Origin of the sequence: Streptomyces olivochromogenes, from assembly GCF_021538895.1 — a bacterium.
Lineage (GTDB): Bacteria > Actinomycetota > Actinomycetes > Streptomycetales > Streptomycetaceae > Streptomyces > Streptomyces olivochromogenes_A.
Window position 1 is genome coordinate 120,767 of record NZ_JADDRL010000007.1, and the last position, 21,375, is coordinate 142,141.

Here is a 21,375-nt window from a genome sequence, read left to right on the forward strand (position 1 = left end):
GCAGTGTTATGTGCGATCTGGCCTTTCGCCCGGTGCCGGAAGTGCTCCGGCACCGGCATCCGGCAGGCCCGTCGCACCGTCGAACTGTGCCGCCGCTGCCACGGGCGCCGGTATCGGCTCCGCATCGGCCGCCGCCTGCTCAACACCGGACGCGACATCCACCGCGCCGGCACCCGACACCCCCACCGCCACGACTCCGGCGGGGAGTTCACCCCATGGCCGTGACCGTCTCACTCGTCTTCCTCTTCGGCCTCGTCCTGTTCTTCCTGCTGCGCTCCCACAGCCTCAGCGCCGGAGCCGCGTTCACCGCCGTGATGTTCGGGTTCTTCCTCGCCTCCACCGGCGCCGCCGGACCCATCAACGACATGGCCACCGCCATCGTCCACGCCATCCCCAACCCGTAACCGGCCTCAGCAATCCCGCTCGGGCACCAAGGGGTGCCCGAGCCTGGCTCACCCACCCCCGGAAGGGGTTCTGCATGCAGCCCAACAATGCTTCCACCACGGCGGCCGCGGGCGCCGGACTGAGCGAGGCTCAGGCCGAGGCTGAGGCTCGCCGGATCATCGCCGACGCCTACCGGCCCACCGCCTATCGCGACGACACCCCGGTGCCCGCCCACGGCGACACCCCGCCCGTGGTCCAGCCCGGACGGCCCCCGATGAGCCAGGGCGCCACGGATGCCAGCGTGCTCATGCTCGCGGGCGGCGCCGCCACCGCCATGGTCGGTGGCACGGCGGCCGCGCTCATGTACGTGTCCCAGTTCGCCGACCCGGTCGTGTGCGGCCTTGCGTTCGGCGCCCCCACCGCCCTCGTGCTCGCGCTCGCCCGGCTCGCCAAGCGCGCGAAGCCCGCCCCGGACGTCCACCACCACTACCAGGGACCCGTCCACCAGGACCGGCGCACCGTCCACAGCCGAACCACCGGGGTGTGGGCCAAGACCAACAACCAGCACTGACGCCAAGGGCGGCCCCCGCCTCACGCCAATGAATCGGGGCCGCCCTTGCCCAACCGTCCTCAACAGACCTGTTGGAGGTCTCCCAGCATGACCCAATCCACCGACATTCGGCGAGATGGCCACCGGCCGTTACTGCTGGATCTGTTCTCGTGCGCCGGCGGCGCGGCGATGGGATACCTGCGCGCCGGTTTCCGCGTGCACGGCTGTGACATCGCCGACCGGTCCAACTACCCGTTCCCGTACCACCGGGGCGACGCCTTGGAGCACCTTGCCCACCTGATGACCACGGGGGAGATCGAGCGGTACGCGTTCGTGCACGCCTCGCCGCCCTGCCAGGCCAAGTGCACCCTGAGCATCGGCACCAACCAGGCCAAGGGCTGGGGCGGAACGCACGTCGACCTGGTCGCCCCCACACGGGAGTTGCTCGACAGGACGGGCCTGCCGTATGTCATCGAGCAGCCCAACGGCCGTGCCGAGATCCGCAAGGACCTCTGGCTGTGCGGCGAGATGTACGGGCTCGGCGTCCTCCGGCACCGCAACTTCGAGTTGGGGGGCTGGACCGCTCCGCAACCCGTCCACCCGCGCCATCGGGGGCGGGTGCGTGGCTACCGCCACGGCGAGTACCACGAGGGGCCCTACGTCGCTCCGTACGGCAACGGCGGCGGCAAGCCGACCGTCCCGGAGCTGCAAGCGGCCATGGGCATCACGTGGACGAACGTGCGCGAGGAGCTGACTGAGGCCATCCCACCCGCCTACACCGAGTACATCGGTCGCGCCTTTCGTGTCTCCCGCGCCGGGCTGGGGGTGGCGGCATGATCGAGCACCAGAACACCGCCCTCGACCTGGCCGCCTCCCAGATTCCGGTCCTGCCGCTGCGGGTGGGCAAGGTGCCGTTCGGCAACTGCCGCAGGTGCGCCGACAACGCATGCGGCGGCAGGCCCAACATGAAAACCCCCGGGCCCTGCACCTGCGTTGGCCCGTGCCACGCCTGGGCCGCCGCCACCACCGACCCGACCGTCATCCGCTCCGGCATCTGGCGCCACGCGTGGGTGCGGGCGACTGCGGTCGCCTACCACCCCGGCGGGGCGGGGCTGACGGTCGTGGACCTCGACGACGCCGACGCGGTCACGTGGGCACGCGAGAACCTGCCCGCCACACGAACCGTGCCCACCAACCGTGGAGAGCACTGGATCTACCTGGGGTCGATGCGGTCCGTCAACGCAGTACGGCCCGGCGTGGACATCAAGTCCCGCATGGCCTACGCCCGTTGGCTCGGATGGGGGACCGGCACCATGGCGGCGCTGCCGGACGTCGTGCGCGCGCTGACCGTGAAGGTACCCGCCACTGTCCGGCCGGCGCCGCAGGCCCTCACCGTGTCCGCACGGGCCGGTGGCGGGGAGTGCCGTCACCGCACGCCCGCCTACCTGGACCGTGGCATCGCGATGGCAGAGCAGCGCATCACCGCGGCCTCCACCGCCGTGCACGCCACGGTCTACCGCACCTTCCTCGCCGTGCTATCGACGCATGGCCGGTGCGGCTGCCTCACCGACGCCCACGTGGCCCGGCTGTTCACCGCCGCCCAGTCCAAGGGCGAATCCGCCCGGCATTGCACCGATGCGTGGATCAACGCCCGCACCGCACTGGGGATGTAGCCATGCCCGAGGACGAGAAGACTCCGGCCCGCCAGATCATCACCGACTACGCACAAGCGCACTTCCGGTACTTCCGCACCATCGACGGCACCGTCTACGCGCAGAAGAACGGCCACCCCGTCGCCCGGCCCATCCGCTCCCAGGGCACGACCGGGAGCCACCGTCAGGAACTCATGGTCGGCCTCTTCAAAGACGGCATCGGCGTGTTCAACGGCACGGCACTCAAGGAGGCGTTGGACTTGATCGAAGCACTCGCCCTGACCGAAGGCGTACAGCCCACCCACATCCGCGTGGCGCCCGGGTTCGACGGAGCGACGTGGCTGGACCTGGGCCGCGACGACGGCCAGTGCGTCCGCATCCACCCCACCGGCTGGGACATCCTCACCCCCAACCCGAAGGAAGTCTGCTGGCGGCGCACCCAGCTCACCGGCGAACTGCCGCTGCCGGCCAAGGACACCGAGGGCAAGGGCATCGACCTCCTGCTCCGCCTGTGCAACTTCGCCAATGCCGAGACCGAGTGCCTGGCCCTCGCCTGGCTCATCGGCTGCCTGGAACCGTCCGTCCCCGTCCCTGCACCGTTCCTCACCGGGCCGCAGGGGGCGGGCAAGTCCACCGGCGGCCGGATGCTGGTGCGCATCATCGAAGGGATGAGTGGCGACCTGCGTCGGGCCCCGAAGGACGAGGAGAACATGATCACGGCCGTCGCCGCGGGATGGGTCACCGCCCTGGACAACCTCTCCCACCTGCCCCCGGACCTGTCCGACCTCATGTGCTGCATCGTCACCGGCGCCGAGAGCATCAAACGCGCGCTCTTCACCGACGGCGACGTCGTCCGCTCCCGCTACCGGCGCCCCATGCTCCTGACCGGAATCGACGTCGGCGTCATCCGCCCCGACCTCGCCGAACGCCTCCTCCCGCTCCGCCTCGTCCGCCCCCGGGTACGGCGCACCGAGGCAGAGCTGTGGACGGAGTACGCGGAAATCCTGCCGGTGGTCCTCGGCTCCCTCCTGGACCTGACAGTGAAGGTGCGGGCCGCCGAGGCGGACACCCCCACCGACCTGCGGATGGCCGACTTCGCCCACCTGTGCGCGCAGCTCGACGCGGCAACCGGCTTCGGCGCACTCAAGGCCTACCGGGCCAGCCTCGACGACCTCAACGACGACGTCATCGAAGGCGACCTCCTGGCACAAACAGTCCTGCAGCACGCCGCCACGCTCGACCCAGGCACGGAAGTCCGCATGACGTCATCGGAGTGGCTGCACTGCCTCACCAGCCTCTACAGCGGCGAGGACTGCCGCCCCCTGCCCAAGGGCTGGCCCACCACCGGCAAGGTGCTCTCCGACCGGCTCAAGCGGCTACAGCCCACCCTCGCCGCACGCGGCGTCCTCATCGACTGGGGCCGCACCAGCGCCGCCCGCTACATCGAAATGACCCGCCCCCCGCTCCCGCCCCCACACCAGCAGGAAGAGGCGTTCTGACCCGCGCCACCCGGCACCGCACCGAACAAGCAAGAGGAGCACCCCGGCCTGGCGTGCTCCTCTTGCTGTTCCGGCGGCAGCGCCGCCGCTGCACAAGGCGCGCCGCGAAGCGGCTCCTTCTTCACGCCCTGAGCCGCACCACCACAGACACCACCCCTTGTCTTTCCTAAGAGAAGAGACGCTGCGTCACCCACGTCACCAGCCACACCAAACCGGTCCCTGACCAGCGGCAACAGCCATGACGCAGACGGCTAAACCTGCGTCATCCCGCGTCACCCGCGTCACGGGTGACAGAGCCCCGCCCCGCCCCGTGACACGCCCCGAGCTGCCCGCGTCACCGCATAACCACAGGTCAGAGCCTCAAATGACGTGCCTGACGCGATGACGCAGAAATCCGCACCTCGGACAGGCGCGCTACCTCCACATGGCCCCCAACACTCCTTCGGTCCCTGGGAGATCTCTGCATGGACAAGCCCTGCGTCGACGAACTCGACAACACCCTTGTGCTCCTCACCGTCGAGGAAGCCGCCCGCCGCCTCCGCATCGGCCGAACCACCTGCTACCAGCTCATCCGCCTGGGGGAGCTGGAATCCATCCCGGTCGGCAGTCTCCGACGCATCCCCGCCGATGCACCCGCCGAATACGTCGCTCGCCGCCGCGCCCAGCAGCGCGCCGCCTGAAATCGCCTTCCCGGAGCGCCGCCCCTACGTGGGGGCGGCGCTCCGGCTCTCTCCGCACCTCAGAAGGAGCCCGCGTGGCAGAGGAAAAGAAGCGCACCCGACAGCCGAACGGCCGCAGCTCGATCTACTTCGGCAAGGACGGTAAGTGGCACGGCCGTGTCACCGTGGGCATCCGCGACGACGGCACGCCGGACCGCCGTCACGTCGAACGCAAAACCCGTGCTGAAGTGACCGCCGCCGTGCGCGAGCTGGAGAAACAGCGCGACGCCAAGACCGTGAAGAAGCCCGGCCGGGCGTGGACAGTCAACACATGGCTGACGCACTGGATCGAGAACGTCGCGCCCCTCGCCGTCAACGACAACACGATGGTCGGGTACGGCGTTGCGGTCCGGAAGCACCTCATCCCCGGCTTGGGCGCCCACCGTCTCGACAGGCTCAAGCCCGAGCACATCGAGGCGTTCTACGCCAAGATGCAGGCCAACGGCAGCAAGCCCGCAACTGCTCACCAGGTGCACCGAACCTTCCGCACCGCCCTCAATGAGGCCGTACGGCGCGGCCATCTCGGCAAGAACACCGTTCAGTTGGCCAAGGCCCCGAAAACGGGGGAGTACGAGGTGGAGCCCTACAGTGTCCAAGAGGTACAGCGATTGCTGAAGGCCGCTGACCAGCATCGCAACTCCGCACGATGGGCCGTCGCGCTGGCCCTCGGACTGCGTCAAGGCGAGGTATTGGGGCTGACGTGGGACGACGTGGACCTTGAGGGCGGATTCCTCGTTGTTCGCCGTAGTCGCCACCGCCCGCAGTACGCCCACGGGTGCACGGAGGCCTGCGGACGCAAGGCCGCCGGGTACTGCCCCCAGAGGCGACGAACCAACCCCGAGTTGTCCACCACCAAGTCGCGCGCCGGCCGTCGCGCGGTGGGTCTCCCCGATCAGCTCGTTGACCTACTCCGTGCGCACCTCAAGGCGCAGGGAGCGGAGCGAACGAGGGCCGGGAAGCGCTGGGAGGACAACGGCTTGGTCTTCCCGGATGAGTATGGCCGTAGCCCGTCCCACCGCCGGGACTGGAACGAGTGGAAGGCTCTCCTGATAGAGGCGAGAGTCCGGGACGGGCGTTTGCACGACGCGCGCCACACGGCCGCCACGGTCCTACTCATCCTCGGTGTCCCCGAACGGGCCGTCATGGGCCTCATGGGGTGGTCGACCACAGCCATGGCCGCCCGCTATCAGCACATGGTGGATGCCGTGCGGACGGACATCGCGCGGCAGGTGGACGGCCTGATCTGGAAACCCGAAACGGACCGGCCGGACGACGGCGATGGGGCGGCCGGCGTGCTCCTACCGGCTGGCTGACCGGGGCCCGACGACATGCCACGGGGTGGCGCCCTTCTGCGGCGTCACCCCGTTCTGCGTTCTCCATGATGGTCGGCCGGTTGCCCTCTGGTCTTCGTCGTGCAGCCAATTCCTGGTCAAGTAGGGCCAGTGACCAGGGGATTGGCGTAAGAGCTGGTGAAGTACGACAATCACGAGCCATGTCCGATACTTTCTGGACCGCGCTCTCTGCATGCGCCACGACGGCCGCGTTCGGCGCGGTCGCGGCACAATCGTTTCTGACCCGCCGCGCTGTGGTCACAGCCCAGCGGGCCCTTGTCACTGCGGACCAAGCTCTTGTCGCCTCCCAGGCCGTGGCGCTGGACGCCGCCCGCGCACGGCTGGATGAGCAAGCTCCGGCAGTCAGCGTCCGAATCCATGACGTGCCGTGGCCCCCGTACGCCTGGACGCCGTCCGGTATGCCTGTGAATCCCTGGCCGAACGGGCACGAGTGGCACTTTCCGGCGAAGCAGGATCAGCGGATCGTCCTCCAGGCGGGCATCACGGTCCAGAATCATGGGCGGTCGCACATCACCCTGAACTTCGAAGGTGACCTGTACTTCGCGGTGGAACGCCGCCCGCGCGCCGCGACGTCCAACATGCTCTTCCCTGAATCGTCTATCCCTCTCTTCTTGCAAAGGGACTTCACCATCAAGGAGTTGTCCGAGAACTACGAGGCTCGCCAAGCAGGAGAACCACTGCCTCACCGTGTTACGGGGACCGTTACTGCGCACGATGACCGCGACAACGGCGTAACGGACACCTGGGAAATCGAGCTGACTGGCTGTCCGGTGAGGCCTGTTGAGGACAGACAAGGGATCTGGGTCGTGGCTGGCAGTGATCTTTCCGGCGACTCTGGATCAAGCACGCTCGAATACGCTCTCCAGCCGCCTCGGAAGCGTGCGTACTGGATTTCCAGGCAGCGAGGGCAGCGACTTCCGGAGCCGACGTTCGTCATCGAGGCTCCGAGTGAGCCGCCAGCCATCGAACCGTAGCTGCCATCGGCGAGCCGGCAGGGTCCGGAAGCGGGACGGTTCGTACCGGCCAACTGAGACGGTAATTGAGACGGACAACCAGAAGGGGCGGCACCCGTATGGGGTGCCGCCCCTTCGTTCTGCCTGGTCAGGCGTCCAGAGGCCGTGGCGGGAATCGAACCCGCGTAACCCGCTTTGCAGGCGAGTCCCTGAGCCACTCGGGCACACGGCCGTGTTGATGGGTCGACCGTAGGGAGGGGTGGGGGAGCGGCTCAAGAGGTGGGGCGGGGCTGCAACAGGACTGCCATGCCGCGTTCACGAAGGGGCGGGGGACTACGACCAAGGTCTCAGCGGGAGGGGGACTCGCGACAGGGGCGAAACGGGCTCGTGGGACTTACTCTGGCGACCATGACCGCCCTTGAGCCGCGCGACGCCAAAGTCGCCGAAGAGCCTGCTGACAGAGCCGACGAGCGTGTGCTCGGGCGGGCGTACCGGGCCCTCAGCGTCGGGATCGTGTCCGTCGTGCTGCTCATCGCGTTCGAGGCGACCGCGGTGGGCACCGCGATGCCGGTCGCGGCCCGGGAACTGGGCGGGGTGTCGCTGTACGCGTTCGCCTTCTCCGGGTACTTCACCACGAGCCTGTTCGGCATGGTGCTGTGCGGTCAGTGGTCGGACCGGCGCGGTCCGCTGGGCGCCCTGACCACGGGGATCGGCGCCTTCGCGGCGGGGCTCGTGGTCGCCGGGACCGCCGGGACGATGTGGGTGTTCATCGTGGGGCGGGCCGTGCAGGGGTTCGGCGGCGGGCTGGTGATCGTCGCGCTGTACGTGATCGTCGGCCGGGCCTATCCGGAGCGGCTGCGGCCGGCGATCCTGGCCGCCTTCGCCGCCGGATGGGTCGTACCGTCCATCGTCGGGCCGCTCGCCGCGGGAGCCGTGACCGAGCACCTCGGCTGGCGGTGGGTCTTCCTCGGCATACCCGTGCTGGTCGTCTTCCCGCTGGCGCTCGCGCTCCCGCAGATACGACGCCGCGCGGCCGGGCCCGTGAAGGTGGCTCAGACGGGCGGCTTCGACCGGCGGCGCATCCGGCTCGCCCTGGGCATCTCGCTCGGGGCCGGGCTCCTGCAGTACGCCGCGCAGGACCTGCGGTGGGCCTCCCTCCTCCCCGGTGTCGCCGGCGCCGCCCTGCTCGTACCGGCCGTGCTCGGGCTGCTGCCCCGCGGTACCTACCGGGCCGCGCGCGGGCTGCCGTCCGTCGTGCTGCTGCGCGGCGTGGCCGCGGGGTCGTTCATCGCCGCCGAGTCCTTCGTACCGCTGATGCTCGTGACCCAGCGCGGGCTGTCGCCGACGCTGGCCGGGTTCTCCCTGGCCGCGGGCGGGGCGACCTGGGCGCTCGGGTCGTGGGTGCAGTCACGGCCGCGGGTGGAGCCGTACCGGGAGCGCCTGATGACCCTGGGGATGGTGCTGGTCGCCTGCGCGATCGCCGCCGCGCCCAGCGTGCTCGTGCACTCCGTGCCCGTCTGGATCGTCGCCGTGACCTGGGCCTTCGGCTGCTTCGGCATGGGCCTCGTCATCGCCTCGGCCGGCGTGCTCCTGCTCCGGCTCTCCGCCCCGGAGGAGGCCGGCGCCAACTCCGCCGCCCTCCAGATCTCCGACGCCCTGTCCAACGTCGTCCTCCTCGCCGCGACCGGCGCCGCCTTCGCGGCCCTGGGCGGCGGCACGGCGGCCTCCACCGCGGCGGACGCCGGCTCCGGCGCCCATCCAGCCGCCTTCGCCGCCGTGTTCCTGCCCATGGCGGTGGTGGCGCTCGTCGGGGCGTGGGTGACCACCCGGGTGCGGGTGCGCTGAGCCGCCCGGGCAACGGGCGCGGCGCACGGCGGGAGGGCCAGACGCTGGCGTCGTAAAAGCGTTCGCCGCCCGTCGGCCCCGGCACCTACCCTCCCCTCATGCACCGGCTGACCCTCCCCCTCGACCCCGCCACCCGGCAGAGCCTCGACGACCTCGCGGACGCCCAGGGGCGTGCGCCGGAGGAGTTGGTCCTGGAGGCCGTGCGCAGGTATCTGATCGAGGAGGGGCTGGTCGTGCGGGCCGCCGCCGAGCGGCTGGCCGGGGCCCACGCCGACCTGCTGAGGAGACTCGGCGAATGACCCGTCACCTCACCGTCGCCGAGGTCACCGCCCTCGCCGAGGTCGCCTTCGGCGGAGGGGCCCCGGAGGCCCGCGAACCCGGGCTGCTGGCCTCGGCCGTGCACCGGCCGCGCGCCCGGATGTTCGGTACCGCGGCCTACGCCGACCTGTACGAGCAGGCCGCCGCGCTGCTGCACGGCATCGCCGCGAACCACCCCCTTGTCGACGGGAACAAGCGCACCGCCTGGCTGGCGGCGGCCACCTTCCTCGCGGTCAACGGGGTCGATCTCGCCGACGTCGACCAGGACACGGCGTACGACCTGGTCATCGACGTGGCCTCCGGCAAGGAGAGCGACGTGGGCGCGATCGCGGGACGGCTGCGTTGTCTGTGACGTGGATCCCACCCGCGGGCGACCCGGCCACGACCACGCGTTGACACCACCGTGCCGCCGGTAGGGTGGCCCGGTTGTCATACGTAGCCGAGCCACCCGCCGCCGCCCCGAACGGCGAGCGACCCGACCCACCCACGGAGACCGTGACTACTGCCCGCCCGTCACCCGCCACCACCCTCAACGGAGTGCCCTCCGGGCCCGCCCCCATGTCTGCTTCCTCCTCGCACTCCCACCACCTGTCACCGGCCTTCCCGGGCCGCGCCCCCTGGGGCACCGCCAGCAAGCTGCGTGCCTGGCAGCAGGGGGCGATGGAGAGGTACATCCAGGAGCAGCCGCGCGACTTCCTGGCGGTCGCGACCCCCGGCGCCGGTAAGACGACCTTCGCCCTCACCCTCGCCTCCTGGCTGCTGCACCACCACGTCGTGCAGCAGGTGACCGTGGTCGCGCCCACCGAGCACCTGAAGAAGCAGTGGGCGGAGGCGGCGGCGCGGATCGGGATCAAGCTCGACCCCGAGTACAGCGCCGGGCCGCTCGGCAAGGACTACGACGGGGTCGCGGTCACCTACGCCGGTGTCGGCGTGCGCCCGATGCTGCACCGCAACCGCGTCGAGCAGCGCAAGACCCTGGTGATCCTGGACGAGATCCACCACGCCGGCGACTCCAAGTCCTGGGGCGAGGCGTGTCTGGAGGCCTTCGAGCCGGCGACACGGCGGCTCGCGCTCACGGGTACGCCCTTCCGGTCCGACACCAACCCCATCCCGTTCGTGGCGTACGAGGAGGGGCAGGACGGGATCCGGCGGTCCGCCGCCGACTACACCTACGGGTACGGCAACGCGCTCGCCGACCACGTCGTCAGGCCCGTCATATTCCTCTCCTACAGCGGCAACATGCGCTGGCGGACCAAGGCCGGCGACGAGATCGCCGCCCGGCTCGGCGAGCCCATGACCAAGGACGCCGTCAGCCAGGCCTGGCGCACCGCCCTCGACCCGCGCGGCGAGTGGATGCCCAGCGTGCTGCGCGCCGCCGACCAGCGGCTGACCGAGGTCAGGAAGGCCATCCCGGACGCGGGCGCGCTCGTCATCGCCTCCGACCAGGAGTCCGCGCGCGCCTACGCCAAGCTGATCCGCGAGATCACGGGGACCCGGGCGACGCTCGTGCTGTCCGACGACGCGGGCGCGTCCGGCCGGATCGACGAGTTCAGCGGAAACAACGACCGCTGGATGGTCGCGGTCCGCATGGTGTCCGAGGGCGTCGACGTGCCCCGGCTCGCCGTCGGGGTGTACGCCACCACCATCTCCACGCCCCTGTTCTTCGCCCAGGCCGTGGGCCGTTTCGTACGGTCCCGGCGGCGCGGCGAGACCGCCTCCGTGTTCCTGCCGACCATCCCCGACCTGCTCACCTTCGCCAACGAGATGGAGGTGGAACGGGACCACGCCCTCGACAAGCCGAAGAAGGAGGGCGAGGAGGACCCGTACGCCGAGTCCGAGAAGGAGATGGACGAGGCGAACAAGGAGCAGGACGAGGACACCGGAGAGCAGGACATGCTCCCGTTCGAGGCCCTGGAGTCCGACGCCGTCTTCGACCGGGTGCTGTACGACGGCGCCGAGTTCGGCATGCAGGCGCACCCGGGCAGCGAGGAGGAGCAGGACTATCTGGGCATTCCGGGCCTACTCGAACCCGAGCAGGTGCAGCTGCTGCTGCAGAAGCGGCAGGCCCGGCAGATCGCGCACAGCCGCAAGAAGCCCGACACCGAGGCCGACCTGCTCGAACTGCCCGCCGAGCGGCGGCCGGTGGTCAGCCACAAGGAGATGATGGAGCTGCGCAAGCAGCTCAACACCATGGTGAGCGCCTACGTCCACCAGAGCGGCAAGCCGCACGGGGTCATCCACACCGAGCTGCGGCGGGTGTGCGGGGGACCGCCGAGCGCCGAGGCGACACCGGGACAGCTCAGGCAGCGGATCGCCAAGGTGCAGGAGTGGGCCACCCGCATGCGGTGACGCTCCGCCGGGTTCGGGCCGTGGAGTGTCAGTTGCGTTCGCGCGATGTACGTATGCGGACGAATGTTGGCAGTTCAACTCTGCCACTGCCCGGATTCTGGACGGAGGCTTCCGCTCAGCGAACCGGCTTCGCTACTGTCCCGCTACGCACACGCCCCGTGGCAGCGCCGCCGCGGAGCGCAGCCGTGAAGCGACTGGGCCCGGAGCCGCCGGGCCGTCCTGCCGATCGGCGGCCTCTGTAGCGCGTCGCTGACGGGACTCGGCGACGCATCCGCCGCGAAGGGGGTTGCCGACCTCACCACCTAAGGAGTGGGCGTCGTGACCGCGGAGACCTCTCAGACGCTCGACCGGGGACTGCGTGTCCTCAAGCTGCTGGCCGACACGGACCACGGCCTGACCGTCACCGAGCTGTCCAACAAACTGGGCGTCAACCGGACCGTGGTGTACCGGTTGCTCGCCACGCTGGAGCAGCATGCGCTCGTCCGCCGTGACCTGGGCGGACGGGCCCGGGTCGGACTGGGTGTGCTGCGGCTGGGGCGCCAGGTGCATCCGCTGGTACGGGAGGCCGCGCTGCCCGCGCTCAGGTCGCTGGCCGAGGACATCGGGGCGACCGCTCATCTCACGCTCGTGGACGGCACGGAGGCACTCGCCGTGGCGGTGGTCGAGCCGACCTGGACGGACTATCACGTGGCGTACCGGGCCGGATTCCGGCATCCGCTGGACCGGGGCGCCGCGGGCAGGGCGATCCTCTCGGCGCGGCACTCCCCGCTCGCGGAGCCCGGATACACCCTCACGCACGGCGAGTTGGAGGCGGGCGCCAGCGGGGCCGCGGCGCCCCTGCTCGGGGTCACGGGGGTCGAGGGCAGCGTCGGCGTCGTGATGCTGGCGGACGCCGTGCCGGAGCGGGTGGGGCCACGGGTCGTGGACGCGGCACGCGAGGTCGCCGAAGCGCTGCGCTAGCCGCCGAATTCTTTGGCCGATGCGTAAATCGGCTCCCCTCAGGTTTGGTCGATTCCCTCACCCCGGCTTCGCCGTCCCTCCGCATCATCAGGGGCCTAACAGCCCCACGGCGGAGGGAACGACACGGTGGAGACAGTCGGAACACGGCCCCGGGCCGGACAGGAGACGAGCACGGCGGCCCGCCTCACCCGGCGACAGGCCGTCGGCGCGCTCGTCGGTGAGGCCGAGGGCAGCCCGCTCAAGCGGACCATGGGGGTCGCCCAACTCACGCTGCTCAGCGTGGGGGCGACCCTCGGCACGGGCATCTTCGTGGTGCTCGGGCAGGCCGTCCCCGAGGCGGGCCCGGCCATCGTCGTCTCGTTCGTGCTGGCCGGGGTGACCGCGCTCTTCTCGGCCCTCTCCTACGCCGAGCTGGCCGGCATGATCCCGGGCTCGGGCTCCTCGTACAGCTACGCCTACGCCACGCTCGGGGAGTTCGTCGCCTGGGTGTGCGGCTGGTGTCTGATCCTGGAGTACGGGGTGTCCGTGGCCGCGGTGGCGGTGGGCTGGGGACAGTACGTCAACGAACTGCTCGACCTCACCCTCGGCGTCACCCTGCCCGAGTCGCTCAGCGCGCCGCCCGGCCTCGGCGGCACGCTCAACATCCCGGCCGCCCTCATCGTCGTGCTCGCGATGGTCGTGCTGCTGCGCGGCTCGAAGGAGAGCGCCGTCGCCAACACGATCATGGTCGCGGTGAAGATCGCCGCCCTGGTGATGTTCTGCGCCGTCGCGTTCACCGCCTTCCACGCCGGGAACTTCCAGCCGCTGTTCCCGCTCGGCGCCGCGGGCATGAGTGCCGGCGCCGCCTCCCTCTTCTTCTCCTACATCGGCTTCGACGCCGCCTCCACCGCGGGCGAGGAGGCCAAGAACCCGCAGCGGGACCTGCCGCGCGCCATCATCCTGTCCCTCGTCCTGGTCACCGCCCTCTACGTCCTCGTCGCCGTCGCCGCGCTCGGCGCCATGCCGTGGACGAGGTTCGAGGGGACCGAGGCCACGCTGAGCCAGGTGCTCGTGCAGGCCGTCGGCGGCGGGAACGTGTGGCCGATCCTGCTCTCCGTCGGTGCCGTCGTCGCCACCACCAGCGTCGTGCTGACCGTGCAGTACGGGCAGATCCGCATCCTGTTCGCGATGGCCCGGGACGGTCTCGTGCCGCCGCTGTTCGCCAAGGTCCACCCGCGCACCGGGGTGCCGCGCGCCAACACGGTCATCGTCTCCGGCTTCATCGCGGTGCTCGCCGCGCTCGTCCCGCTGGGCAGCCTCGCCGACGCCACCAGCATCGGCACCCTCTTCGCCTTCATGCTGGTCAACCTGGCGGTCGTCATCCTGCGCCGGCGCAGCCCCGAGGCCTCCCGCTCCTTCCGGGTCCCCTTCTCCCCGCTCACGCCGCTGCTCGGCGTCGCCTTCTGCGTCTACATGCTGTTCAGCCTCGGCGCCGACACCTGGATCGCGTTCGGGGCGTGGATGGCGGTCGGGCTCGTCGTCTACGGCCTCTACGGCATCCGGCACTCCAAGCTCGCCGCCCCGTCCGACCCGCTCCCGCAGGACCGCGCATGACCTTCCTCGACCTGACCGCCGACGTCGTCGACCTCACCCGCGCCCTCGTCGACCTCCCCTCCGAGAGCGGGCAGGAGGCCGCGATCGCGGACGCCGTGGAGGGCGCCCTGTGTGGGCTTCGTCACCTCACCGTGGAGCGCGTCGGCAACTCCGTGATCGCCCGGACCGACCTGGGCCGCCCCCGGCGCGCGGTGATCGCGGGCCATCTGGACACCGTCCCGGCCGCCGGGAACCTCCCCTCCCGGCTCGCCGACGGCCGCGTCCACGGACTCGGCGCCTGCGACATGAAGGGTGGGGTGGCCGTGGCCCTGCGCCTCGCGGCCACCGTCCCGGACCCGGCCCTCGACCTCACCTACGTCTTCTACGAGTGCGAGGAGGTCGAGGGCGACCGCAACGGGCTCGGCCGGATCGCCGCCGAGCGGCCCGGACTTCTCGAAGAGGCCGATCTCGCCGTCCTCATGGAGCCCTCCGACGCGGGCGTCGAGGCCGGCTGCCAGGGCATCCTCGGCGCGGACGTCGTCGTCCGGGGCGAACGCGCGCACACCGCCCGCGCCTGGAAGGGCGTCAACGCCGCCCACAAGGCGGCCCGGGTTCTGCAACGGCTCGACGACCACACACCGGAGCGGGTCGTCATCGACGGCCTGGAGTACCGGGAGGGGCTCGGCGCGGTCGCCGTGCGCGCCGGGGTCGCCGGGAACGTGGTGCCCGACGAGTGCGTCGTCACCGTCAACGCCCGCTTCGCGCCGAGCCGTTCGGCCGAGGAGGCCGAGGCGTACGTGCGCGGGCTCTTCCCCGAGTACGAGGTCCGGGTCACCGAGGTCGTGCCGGGTGCCCTGCCCCGGCTGGAGCGGGTGGCCGACCTCGTCGCCGTGCTCGGCGCGCGGCCCCGGCCCAAGCTGGGCTGGACCGACGTGGCCCGGTTCGCGGCGCTGGGCGTACCCGCGCTCAACTACGGGCCCGGGGACCCCTCCCTCGCCCACACGGCGGGGGAGTACGTCCCGGTGGCGCACCTGCGCGCGTGCGAGGAGCGCCTCAGGAAGTGGCTCCTCTGAGGCCCGCGAGGACCCTCAACTGGAGCCACAACATCAGACGTTCATCGGGATCGTCCAGATCGATCCCGGTGTGCTGCTGGGCCTGCCGCAGGCGGTAGCGGCAGGTGTTGGGGTGCACGGCGAGCAGCTTGGCCGCGCCCGCCATGTCGCAGCCCGCGTCCAGCCAGCAGACCAGGGTGCGGGCGTAGTCCGTGCCGTGCTCCGCGTCGTACGCCAGCACCCGCCGCCACGCGCCCGCGCTCAACTCCCGCCGCTCCGAGAGCAGTTCCGTCAGGCGCAGCAAGGTGATGCGCGGGCGCACCTCGTCGACCGTCGCCACCGGCAGGTCCCTGTCCAGCACCCGCAGCACCAGGTCCGCGTCCGCCCGCGAGTCCACCACCCCACCGACGTCCGGGACCACTTCGCCCAGCGCGGCCCGCACCGGCACCCGCAGCGCTTGCCCGGCCCGCGCCACGATGTCCTCCGCGAGCGCCCGATGCCGGGCGCCGGGTCCGGGCAGCAGCGCGTACACCACCCCGTCGACCAGCACGCACGCGTGCCGCCCGTAGCGCGCCTCGCACTGCAGGCGTACGACGTCCAGCAGGCGCAGCGCGGTCCGCTCGGCGTCGGGCACGCTCGCCGCGGAGTCCAGGACGAAGGCGGCCACGCGCAGAGAGCCCTCAAGTCCCAGCCGCTGGGCCGCCGTCGACGCGTCGGCCGTGCCGTCCAGCAGTCGGCGCAACAGGTCGCTGTTCTGGTGGCGGGCCAGTTCCTGCGCCGCCCGGGCGCGCAGCAGGAGCAGCGCCGCCGTGGACGCGCCCTGGGCGAGGGTCTCCTCGGCGTCGGGCGCGAGCGTGCCGCCGTCGACCACCCAGACCGAGCCGAGCGTCTCGCCGCCCGCGCGGACGGGCATCGCCAGCCGGGGCAGGTCCGCGTCCCGCAGCGCGGGCAGCCGCACCGGCCGGTCGGCGGCGAACAGCACCCGGTACTGCTCGGTGTTCTCCGAGCTGGCCGGCACCTGGAGGCCGAGGATGCCCTGCCGGCGGTCCTCGTCGACGGCCTGGCCGGCGACGGTCGAGTAGGCGAGGATCCGCTGCCGCGGGTCCTCGATGGCGGTGGCCCCGCCGGCCGCCGCCGCGATGGCGTCGGCCAGCGCGAACAGGTCGCCGAGGCCGCTGCCGGACGCGGCGGGCCGGGCTCCGATCGCGGACGCCAGCAGCAGGTGCACGTGGTGCCAGGCCGCGTCCTCGTCGACCGACAGCAGCGCCATGCCCCGGGCCGCCGCCTCGCCGACCGGCCCGTCCGGACCCCGCACCACCACCCCGGTCATCCCCGCCTCCGCGGCGGCCCGCACCAGCGGCCCGGCCGCCGCCGCGCGCACCCCGACCGCGAGGAGCAGCGCGCCGGGCAGATGAGGGAGCGGCGCGTGGGCGTCGTACAGCAGCACCTCGGCGACCGGCACGGTCAGCCCGGCGGGGGCGGTGTGCAGGCGGACGGAGGGGCCGCCGATGACGTCGAGGAGGTCGCCGAGCGTGCAGGCATCCATGGTTCTCACCTTCGCGAGGGGCCGAGGCTTCGCGATTGGCCGATCTGAAAACGAACGTACGCGCGTGTTGGCCGCTCGCACAACACGAGGCCGACCTCCGCCTCCGACACTCGGACCATGACAGGAGTCACCATCCGTACCGTCCACGACGTCGCCGGCATCGCCGCCGTGACCCGCTACTTCTGCGAGGTCTGGCAGACGCCCCACGACGCGCCCCCGTATCCGGCCGAGGTCCTGCACAGCCTCGTCCACGCGGGCGGCGCCGTGCACGCCGCCCACGACGGGGACCGGCTGGCCGGGGCGTCCGTGGCGGTGTTCGGCCCGGGCCAGGAGATCTACTCGCTGGTCGCCGCCGCCGACCGGGGCCTCGGGTACGCGGTGAAGCAGGCCCAGCGGGAATGGGCCCTGGACCACGGCGCCCTCACCATGCGCTGGACCTTCGACCCGCTGGTCGGCCGCAACGCCCGCTTCAACCTGGTCAAGCTGGGCGCCGTCGGCACCGAGTACCTCACCGACTTCTACGGCCCCATGACGGACGGCGTGAACGACGGCGACGAGAGCGACCGGCTGACGGCGACCTGGGACCTGACGGCGCGGCCACGGTCGTACGACACCGGGGACCGCGAGGCCGCGCCCGTCATGGCCTTCGCCCCCGACGGCGGCCCCCTCGTCCGCCGTGACCGCGCCGACCGGTACATGTACTGCCGGGTCCCGGGCGACATCGTGCGGCTGCGGGCCGCGGACCCGCTGGCGGCGCTGCGCTGGCGGCACGCCGTCCGCGAGGTGTTCACGGAGGCCTTCGTGGAGGGGTTCGTGGCGGCGGGCATGTCCCGCGACGGCTGGTACACGCTCGGCCGGAAGGAGGACGTGGCGTGAAGCTCGAACGCGTCGAGATCGTCCACGTCGCGATCCCCCTGGTCACCCCCTTCCGTACCTCCTTCGGCACGATGACCACGAAGGACACCTTCCTGCTCCGCGTCGTCACGGACGCGGCCGAGGGCTGGTCGGAGTTCGCCGCCGACCCCGAGCCGCTGTACTGCTCGGAGTTCGTCGCCGGCGCCGAGATCGTGCTCCGTGACTTCCTGCTGCCGCGCGTCGCCGCCCTTCCTGACCTCACCACGGCCGCGCTCGCCCCCGCGACGGCGAAGATCAAGGGACACGAGCTGGCGAAGGCCGCGCTGGAGACGGCGGTCCTGGACGCGGAGCTGCGCGCGCACGGCATGCCCCTCGCGACCTACCTGGGCGCCGTACGGGACCGGGTGCCCGCCGGTGTCTCGGTCGGGATCAAGAACTCCGTGCCCGAGCTGCTGGACGACGTCGAGCGCTTCCTCGCCGAGGGCTATGTCCGGATCAAGCTGAAGATCGAGCCCGGCTGGGACGTCGAGCCGGTACGGGCGGTCCGCGAGCGCTTCGGCGCCGAGCTGCCCCTCCAGGTGGACGCCAACACGGCCTACACCCTCGCCGACGCCGAGCACCTGCGGCGCCTGGACGACTTCGGGCTGCTGCTGATCGAGGAGCCGCTGGAGGAGAACAACCCGCACGCGCACGCGCGGCTCCAGCAGCGCATCGCCACTCCGGTCTGTCTGGACGAGTCCCTGCACAACGCGCGCGACACGGCCTCCGCCATCGCGATGGACGCCTGCCGGGTGGTGAACGTCAAGCCCGCCCGGGTCGGCGGCTACCTGGAGGCCCGCCGCGTCCACGACGTGGCCCGCGCGCACGGGCTGCCGGTGTGGTGCGGCGGCATGCTGGAGACGGGCATCGGCCGCGCCGCGAACCTGGCCCTGGCCGCCCTCCCCGGCTTCACCCTCCCGGGCGACACCTCGGCGTCTTCCCGCTACTTCGCCGAGGACCTCACCGAACCCTTCGTCCTCCAGGACGGCCACCTGCCGGTCCCGGCCGGCCCCGGCATCGGCGTCGAGCCGCTCCCGGACACCCTGCGCCGCTTCACCCGGCACCGACGGGACCTGTACGACGGGTGACCGGCCGGGCACCTACCCGCGCCGACCGGCACCTGGCCGGAAGTCGGCGTCACGTTAGATTGATCCTGTGCTCTCTCGTCTCACGCGCCCGAAGGCCGTCGCCGTCTGCGCCCTGCCCGTCGCGGCCCTGATCGCCACGGCGGCCTTCGCGCCGCTGCCCTTCGCGGTGGCGCAGCCCGGCATGACGGCGAACGTGCTCGGCGAGAACAAGGGCACCGAGGTGATCACGATCTCCGGCGCGCCGACCCGGTCGACCGACGGGCAGCTGCGCATGACGACGATCGAGGCGACCGGCCCGGACACGGACGTCACGCTCGCCGACGTGATCGGCAACTGGTTCCGTACGGACCGGGCCGTGATGCCGCACGAGGCGGTCTACCCGAGCGGCAACAGCGTCAAGGAGATCGAGCAGCACAACGCCGAGCAGATGAAGCAGTCCCAGGACGCGGCGACCCAGGCGGCGCTGAAGTACCTCGACCTGAGCGACCAGAAGGTCGACGTCACGCTGAAGCTGGCCGACGTCGGCGGGCCCAGCGCGGGACTGCTGTTCTCGCTCGGCATCGTGGACAAGCTGCACGGTGACGGCAGCGGCGGCGACCTCACGGGCGGCCGCACCATCGCCGGCACCGGGACGATCGACGCCGCGGGCAGGGTCGGCGCGGTCGGGGGCGTGTCCCTGAAGACGCAGGCCGCGCGCCGGGACGGGGCGACGGTCTTCCTGGTGCCGAAGGCCGAGTGCGGCGAGGCCTCCTCCGAGCTGCCGAAGGGCCTCCGGCTGATCCCGGTGACCACTCTTAACGGCGCGGTCGACTCCCTCGTGGCCCTGGAGAAGGGCAAGGGCTCGGTACCGAGCTGCTAGGCCCTACGGCTCTACCTACTTCACGAACCCCTGCTGCTTCATCCACTCCAGTGCCACCTGGTGCGGGTCCTGCCCGTCGACGTCCACCTTCGCGTTGAGCCTGCGGGCGACGGTGTTGTCGAGCCTGGCCGTGACGGGGTTCAGGACGTCGGCGATGGCGGGCCACCTCTTGAGCGTCTCGGAGTTGATCTCGGGAGCCGCGTTGTAGTTGGGGAAGAACTGCTTGTCGTCCGCCATCACCGTCAGGTTCATGGCGTCGATGCGCCCGTCGGTCGTGTAGACCTCCCCGAAGCGGCAACTCCCCTTCGCCGTCTGGGTGTAGATGATCCCGGTGTCCATCTGCGTGACCCGGGACGCGGGCACGCTCATCCCGTACGCCTTCTCCATCCCGCGCAGCCCGTCGGTCCGGTTGGCGAACTCGCCCTCCACGCACAGCGTCACGGACCGCGGATCGGACTTGGCGAGCGCGGCGACGTCCGAGAGGGTCCGTATGCCGTACTTCTTGATCAGCGACTGGTTCGTCGCGAGGGCGTAGGTGTTGTTCAGCCGGGCCGGCGGCAGCCAGCTCACCCCGTTGCGCACGTCGGCGTTGCGCACCGCCTCCCACTGGTCGTACGGATCGGGGATCGGCTCGCTGTTGCCCTGGTACGAGATCCAGGCGGTGCCCGTGTAGTCGTACATGGCGTCCGCGTCCCCCCTGCGGACCGCCTCCCGCGCCCCGATCGAGCCCTGGATGCCGGTCCGGTCGATGACGTGTGCGCCTGCCGCCTGGAAGGCGATGCCCATGATCGAGCCGAGCACGAGGCTCTCCGTGTCGGCCTTCGAGGTGACCGTGAGACGGGCGCCCTTCAGCGGCTCGCCCCGCCCGATCGAGCCGGGCTGCACGGAGTCGGCCATGGGGGAGCCGCTGGAGAGCCCGCAGCCGCCGACGAGCACGCCGGCCAGCAGCAGACCCGCGGCGCGTCTCACGTCTGCACCTTCAACCCGTGCGGTCGCAGCAGCAGTTCGGCGAGCGAGGCCAGCCAGTCGACCAGCAGGGCCAGGGTCACGGTGAGGACGGAGCCCAGCACCAGCACCGGCATCCGCTGGGCGGTGATGCCCGCGGTGATCAGCACACCGAGGCCGCCGCCCCCGCCGAAGGCCGCCAGGGTCGCGGTGCCGACGTTCAGGACCAGCGCCGTACGCACCCCCGCCAGGATCAGCGGGACGGCGAGGGGGAGTTCGACCTGCCGGAGCACGCCCAGCGGTGACATACCGATGCCGCGGGCCGCCTCAAGGAGGGTCGGGTCGTTCCCCTTCAGCCCGGCGATCGTGTTCGACAGGACCGGCAGCACGGCGTAGGCGGTGATGCCGATCAGGGACGGCGTCATGCCGGTGCCGAGCCAGATCACCAGCAGGGCCAGCAGACCGATCGCCGGGGTCGCCTGGCCCATGTTGGCCAGCGCCCGGACGAGCGGGGCGGCCCGGCAAAACCTTCGGCGGGTCAGCAGGATGCCCAGCGGGATCGCGATGACCAGCACGAAGAAGGTCGAGATCACGGTGAGTTCGATGTGCTGCCACAGCGCCTTGGACACCTGCCCGCCGGCCAGCGCGTTCCGGGAGATCGCGTCCAGGTCGGCCCGCTCGAACCACAGCCAGGTCGCCAGCATGAGGGCCACCAGGGCGGCCGGCAGGAAGGTCAGCTTCTGCCAGGTGAGGTGCGGGCGCGCCGGGCCGGGCGCGGGCGGGTCGCCGGTCGCCGGCCCCGCCTCCGGGAGCTGGGCCAACTCGGCGATCTCCTCCA

Annotated in this window: 21 protein-coding genes and 1 tRNA gene; 18 read left to right on the forward strand and 4 right to left on the reverse strand. The window is 71.4% G+C overall.

The window, feature by feature from the left end; all coding sequences use genetic code 11:
* The first annotated feature begins 215 nt into the window (after nucleotides 1-215).
* The 8 genes from IPZ69_RS05565 to IPZ69_RS05600 all read left to right on the forward strand — a co-directional run bounded on the left by IPZ69_RS05565 (nucleotide 216) and on the right by IPZ69_RS05600 (nucleotide 7,130).
* Entirely contained in the window at nucleotides 216-404 is a 189-nt protein-coding gene (locus IPZ69_RS05565) for a hypothetical protein (RefSeq protein WP_235452770.1), read from the forward strand.
* A gap of 74 nt (nucleotides 405-478) precedes the next feature.
* Nucleotides 479-955, forward strand: a complete 477-nt coding sequence (locus tag IPZ69_RS05570; protein ID WP_235452772.1) for a hypothetical protein — start codon at nucleotides 479-481, stop codon at nucleotides 953-955.
* Between the two features lie 87 nt (nucleotides 956-1,042).
* A complete protein-coding gene (locus tag IPZ69_RS05575) occupies nucleotides 1,043-1,771 on the forward strand; it encodes a DNA methylase (protein ID WP_235452773.1) in 729 nt (242 codons plus the stop codon).
* On the forward strand, nucleotides 1,768-2,607 hold the full coding sequence (locus IPZ69_RS05580; protein ID WP_235452775.1) for a bifunctional DNA primase/polymerase: 840 nt from the start codon (nucleotides 1,768-1,770) through the stop codon (nucleotides 2,605-2,607). The genes IPZ69_RS05575 and IPZ69_RS05580 overlap by 4 nt, the downstream gene beginning before the upstream one ends.
* 2 nt (nucleotides 2,608-2,609) lie before the next feature.
* Nucleotides 2,610-4,085 (forward strand): ATP-binding protein, encoded by a 1,476-nt coding sequence (locus tag IPZ69_RS05585; protein ID WP_235452777.1) that lies wholly within the window; start codon nucleotides 2,610-2,612, stop codon nucleotides 4,083-4,085.
* Between the two features lie 464 nt (nucleotides 4,086-4,549).
* Nucleotides 4,550-4,765, forward strand: coding sequence for an excisionase family DNA-binding protein (locus tag IPZ69_RS05590; RefSeq protein WP_235452779.1), 216 nt, complete (start codon nucleotides 4,550-4,552; stop codon nucleotides 4,763-4,765).
* Nucleotides 4,766-4,839: 74 nt separating this feature from the next.
* The gene (locus tag IPZ69_RS05595; RefSeq protein ID WP_235452781.1) at nucleotides 4,840-6,117 is read left to right on the forward strand and encodes a tyrosine-type recombinase/integrase; all 1,278 of its coding nucleotides are present in this window, start codon (nucleotides 4,840-4,842) and stop codon (nucleotides 6,115-6,117) included.
* A 179-nt stretch (nucleotides 6,118-6,296) separates the two neighbouring features.
* Nucleotides 6,297-7,130: a hypothetical protein gene (locus tag IPZ69_RS05600; protein WP_235452783.1), complete on the forward strand. Its 834-nt coding sequence runs from the start codon at nucleotides 6,297-6,299 to the stop codon at nucleotides 7,128-7,130.
* A gap of 139 nt (nucleotides 7,131-7,269) precedes the next feature.
* Here IPZ69_RS05600 and IPZ69_RS05605 read toward each other — a convergent pair.
* Nucleotides 7,270-7,341: transfer RNA gene (locus IPZ69_RS05605), tRNA-Cys, on the reverse strand.
* A 176-nt stretch (nucleotides 7,342-7,517) separates the two neighbouring features.
* Between IPZ69_RS05605 and IPZ69_RS05610 the strand changes: the two genes are divergently transcribed.
* The 7 genes from IPZ69_RS05610 (at nucleotide 7,518) to dapE (ending at nucleotide 15,226) form a co-directional block, all read left to right on the forward strand.
* Nucleotides 7,518-8,954 (forward strand): MFS transporter, encoded by a 1,437-nt coding sequence (locus IPZ69_RS05610; protein ID WP_235452785.1) that lies wholly within the window; start codon nucleotides 7,518-7,520, stop codon nucleotides 8,952-8,954.
* A gap of 98 nt (nucleotides 8,955-9,052) precedes the next feature.
* Nucleotides 9,053-9,253 carry a ribbon-helix-helix domain-containing protein gene (locus IPZ69_RS05615; protein WP_235452786.1) on the forward strand — a complete coding sequence of 67 codons (201 nt, stop codon included), beginning with the start codon at nucleotides 9,053-9,055 and terminating at the stop codon, nucleotides 9,251-9,253.
* Complete coding sequence (locus IPZ69_RS05620) at nucleotides 9,250-9,624, forward strand: type II toxin-antitoxin system death-on-curing family toxin (protein WP_235452787.1); 375 nt, start codon at nucleotides 9,250-9,252, stop codon at nucleotides 9,622-9,624. Before IPZ69_RS05615 ends, IPZ69_RS05620 begins: the two co-directional genes overlap by 4 nt.
* Before the next feature lie 206 nt (nucleotides 9,625-9,830).
* Complete coding sequence (locus IPZ69_RS05625; protein ID WP_235452833.1) at nucleotides 9,831-11,621, forward strand: DEAD/DEAH box helicase; 1,791 nt, start codon at nucleotides 9,831-9,833, stop codon at nucleotides 11,619-11,621.
* A 318-nt stretch (nucleotides 11,622-11,939) separates the two neighbouring features.
* Nucleotides 11,940-12,581 (forward strand): IclR family transcriptional regulator, encoded by a 642-nt coding sequence (locus IPZ69_RS05630; protein ID WP_235452788.1) that lies wholly within the window; start codon nucleotides 11,940-11,942, stop codon nucleotides 12,579-12,581.
* A gap of 126 nt (nucleotides 12,582-12,707) precedes the next feature.
* Nucleotides 12,708-14,174, forward strand: a complete 1,467-nt coding sequence (locus tag IPZ69_RS05635; protein WP_235452789.1) for an amino acid permease — start codon at nucleotides 12,708-12,710, stop codon at nucleotides 14,172-14,174.
* The gene (gene dapE, locus IPZ69_RS05640; RefSeq protein ID WP_235452792.1) at nucleotides 14,171-15,226 is read left to right on the forward strand and encodes a succinyl-diaminopimelate desuccinylase; all 1,056 of its coding nucleotides are present in this window, start codon (nucleotides 14,171-14,173) and stop codon (nucleotides 15,224-15,226) included. The genes IPZ69_RS05635 and dapE overlap by 4 nt, the downstream gene beginning before the upstream one ends.
* On the opposite strand, the gene IPZ69_RS46865 is transcribed toward dapE, so the two are convergent.
* Nucleotides 15,207-16,751, reverse strand: a complete 1,545-nt coding sequence (locus IPZ69_RS46865; RefSeq protein WP_268834241.1) for a PucR family transcriptional regulator — start codon at nucleotides 16,749-16,751, stop codon at nucleotides 15,207-15,209. The two genes, dapE and IPZ69_RS46865, sit on opposite strands and share 20 nt — an antisense overlap.
* A 117-nt stretch (nucleotides 16,752-16,868) precedes the next feature.
* Here IPZ69_RS46865 and IPZ69_RS05650 point away from each other — a divergent pair, with 117 nt between their 5' ends.
* The 3 genes from IPZ69_RS05650 to IPZ69_RS05660 all read left to right on the forward strand — a co-directional run bounded on the left by IPZ69_RS05650 (nucleotide 16,869) and on the right by IPZ69_RS05660 (nucleotide 19,592).
* Nucleotides 16,869-17,627 carry a chorismate synthase gene (locus IPZ69_RS05650; RefSeq protein ID WP_235452794.1) on the forward strand — a complete coding sequence of 253 codons (759 nt, stop codon included), beginning with the start codon at nucleotides 16,869-16,871 and terminating at the stop codon, nucleotides 17,625-17,627.
* Complete coding sequence (menC, locus tag IPZ69_RS05655) at nucleotides 17,624-18,733, forward strand: o-succinylbenzoate synthase (protein WP_235452796.1); 1,110 nt, start codon at nucleotides 17,624-17,626, stop codon at nucleotides 18,731-18,733. Before IPZ69_RS05650 ends, menC begins: the two co-directional genes overlap by 4 nt.
* A gap of 67 nt (nucleotides 18,734-18,800) precedes the next feature.
* The gene (locus IPZ69_RS05660; protein WP_235452798.1) at nucleotides 18,801-19,592 is read left to right on the forward strand and encodes a S16 family serine protease; all 792 of its coding nucleotides are present in this window, start codon (nucleotides 18,801-18,803) and stop codon (nucleotides 19,590-19,592) included.
* 15 nt (nucleotides 19,593-19,607) lie between these two features.
* Here IPZ69_RS05660 and IPZ69_RS05665 read toward each other — a convergent pair whose 3' ends face one another.
* Together IPZ69_RS05665 and IPZ69_RS05670 are read right to left on the reverse strand one after the other, a co-directional pair.
* Entirely contained in the window at nucleotides 19,608-20,561 is a 954-nt protein-coding gene (locus IPZ69_RS05665; protein ID WP_235452800.1) for a glycine betaine ABC transporter substrate-binding protein, read from the reverse strand.
* On the reverse strand, nucleotides 20,558-21,358 hold the full coding sequence (locus tag IPZ69_RS05670) for an ABC transporter permease (protein ID WP_374292842.1): 801 nt from the start codon (nucleotides 21,356-21,358) through the stop codon (nucleotides 20,558-20,560). The genes IPZ69_RS05665 and IPZ69_RS05670 overlap by 4 nt, the downstream gene beginning before the upstream one ends.
* Nucleotides 21,359-21,375 lie beyond the last annotated feature (17 nt).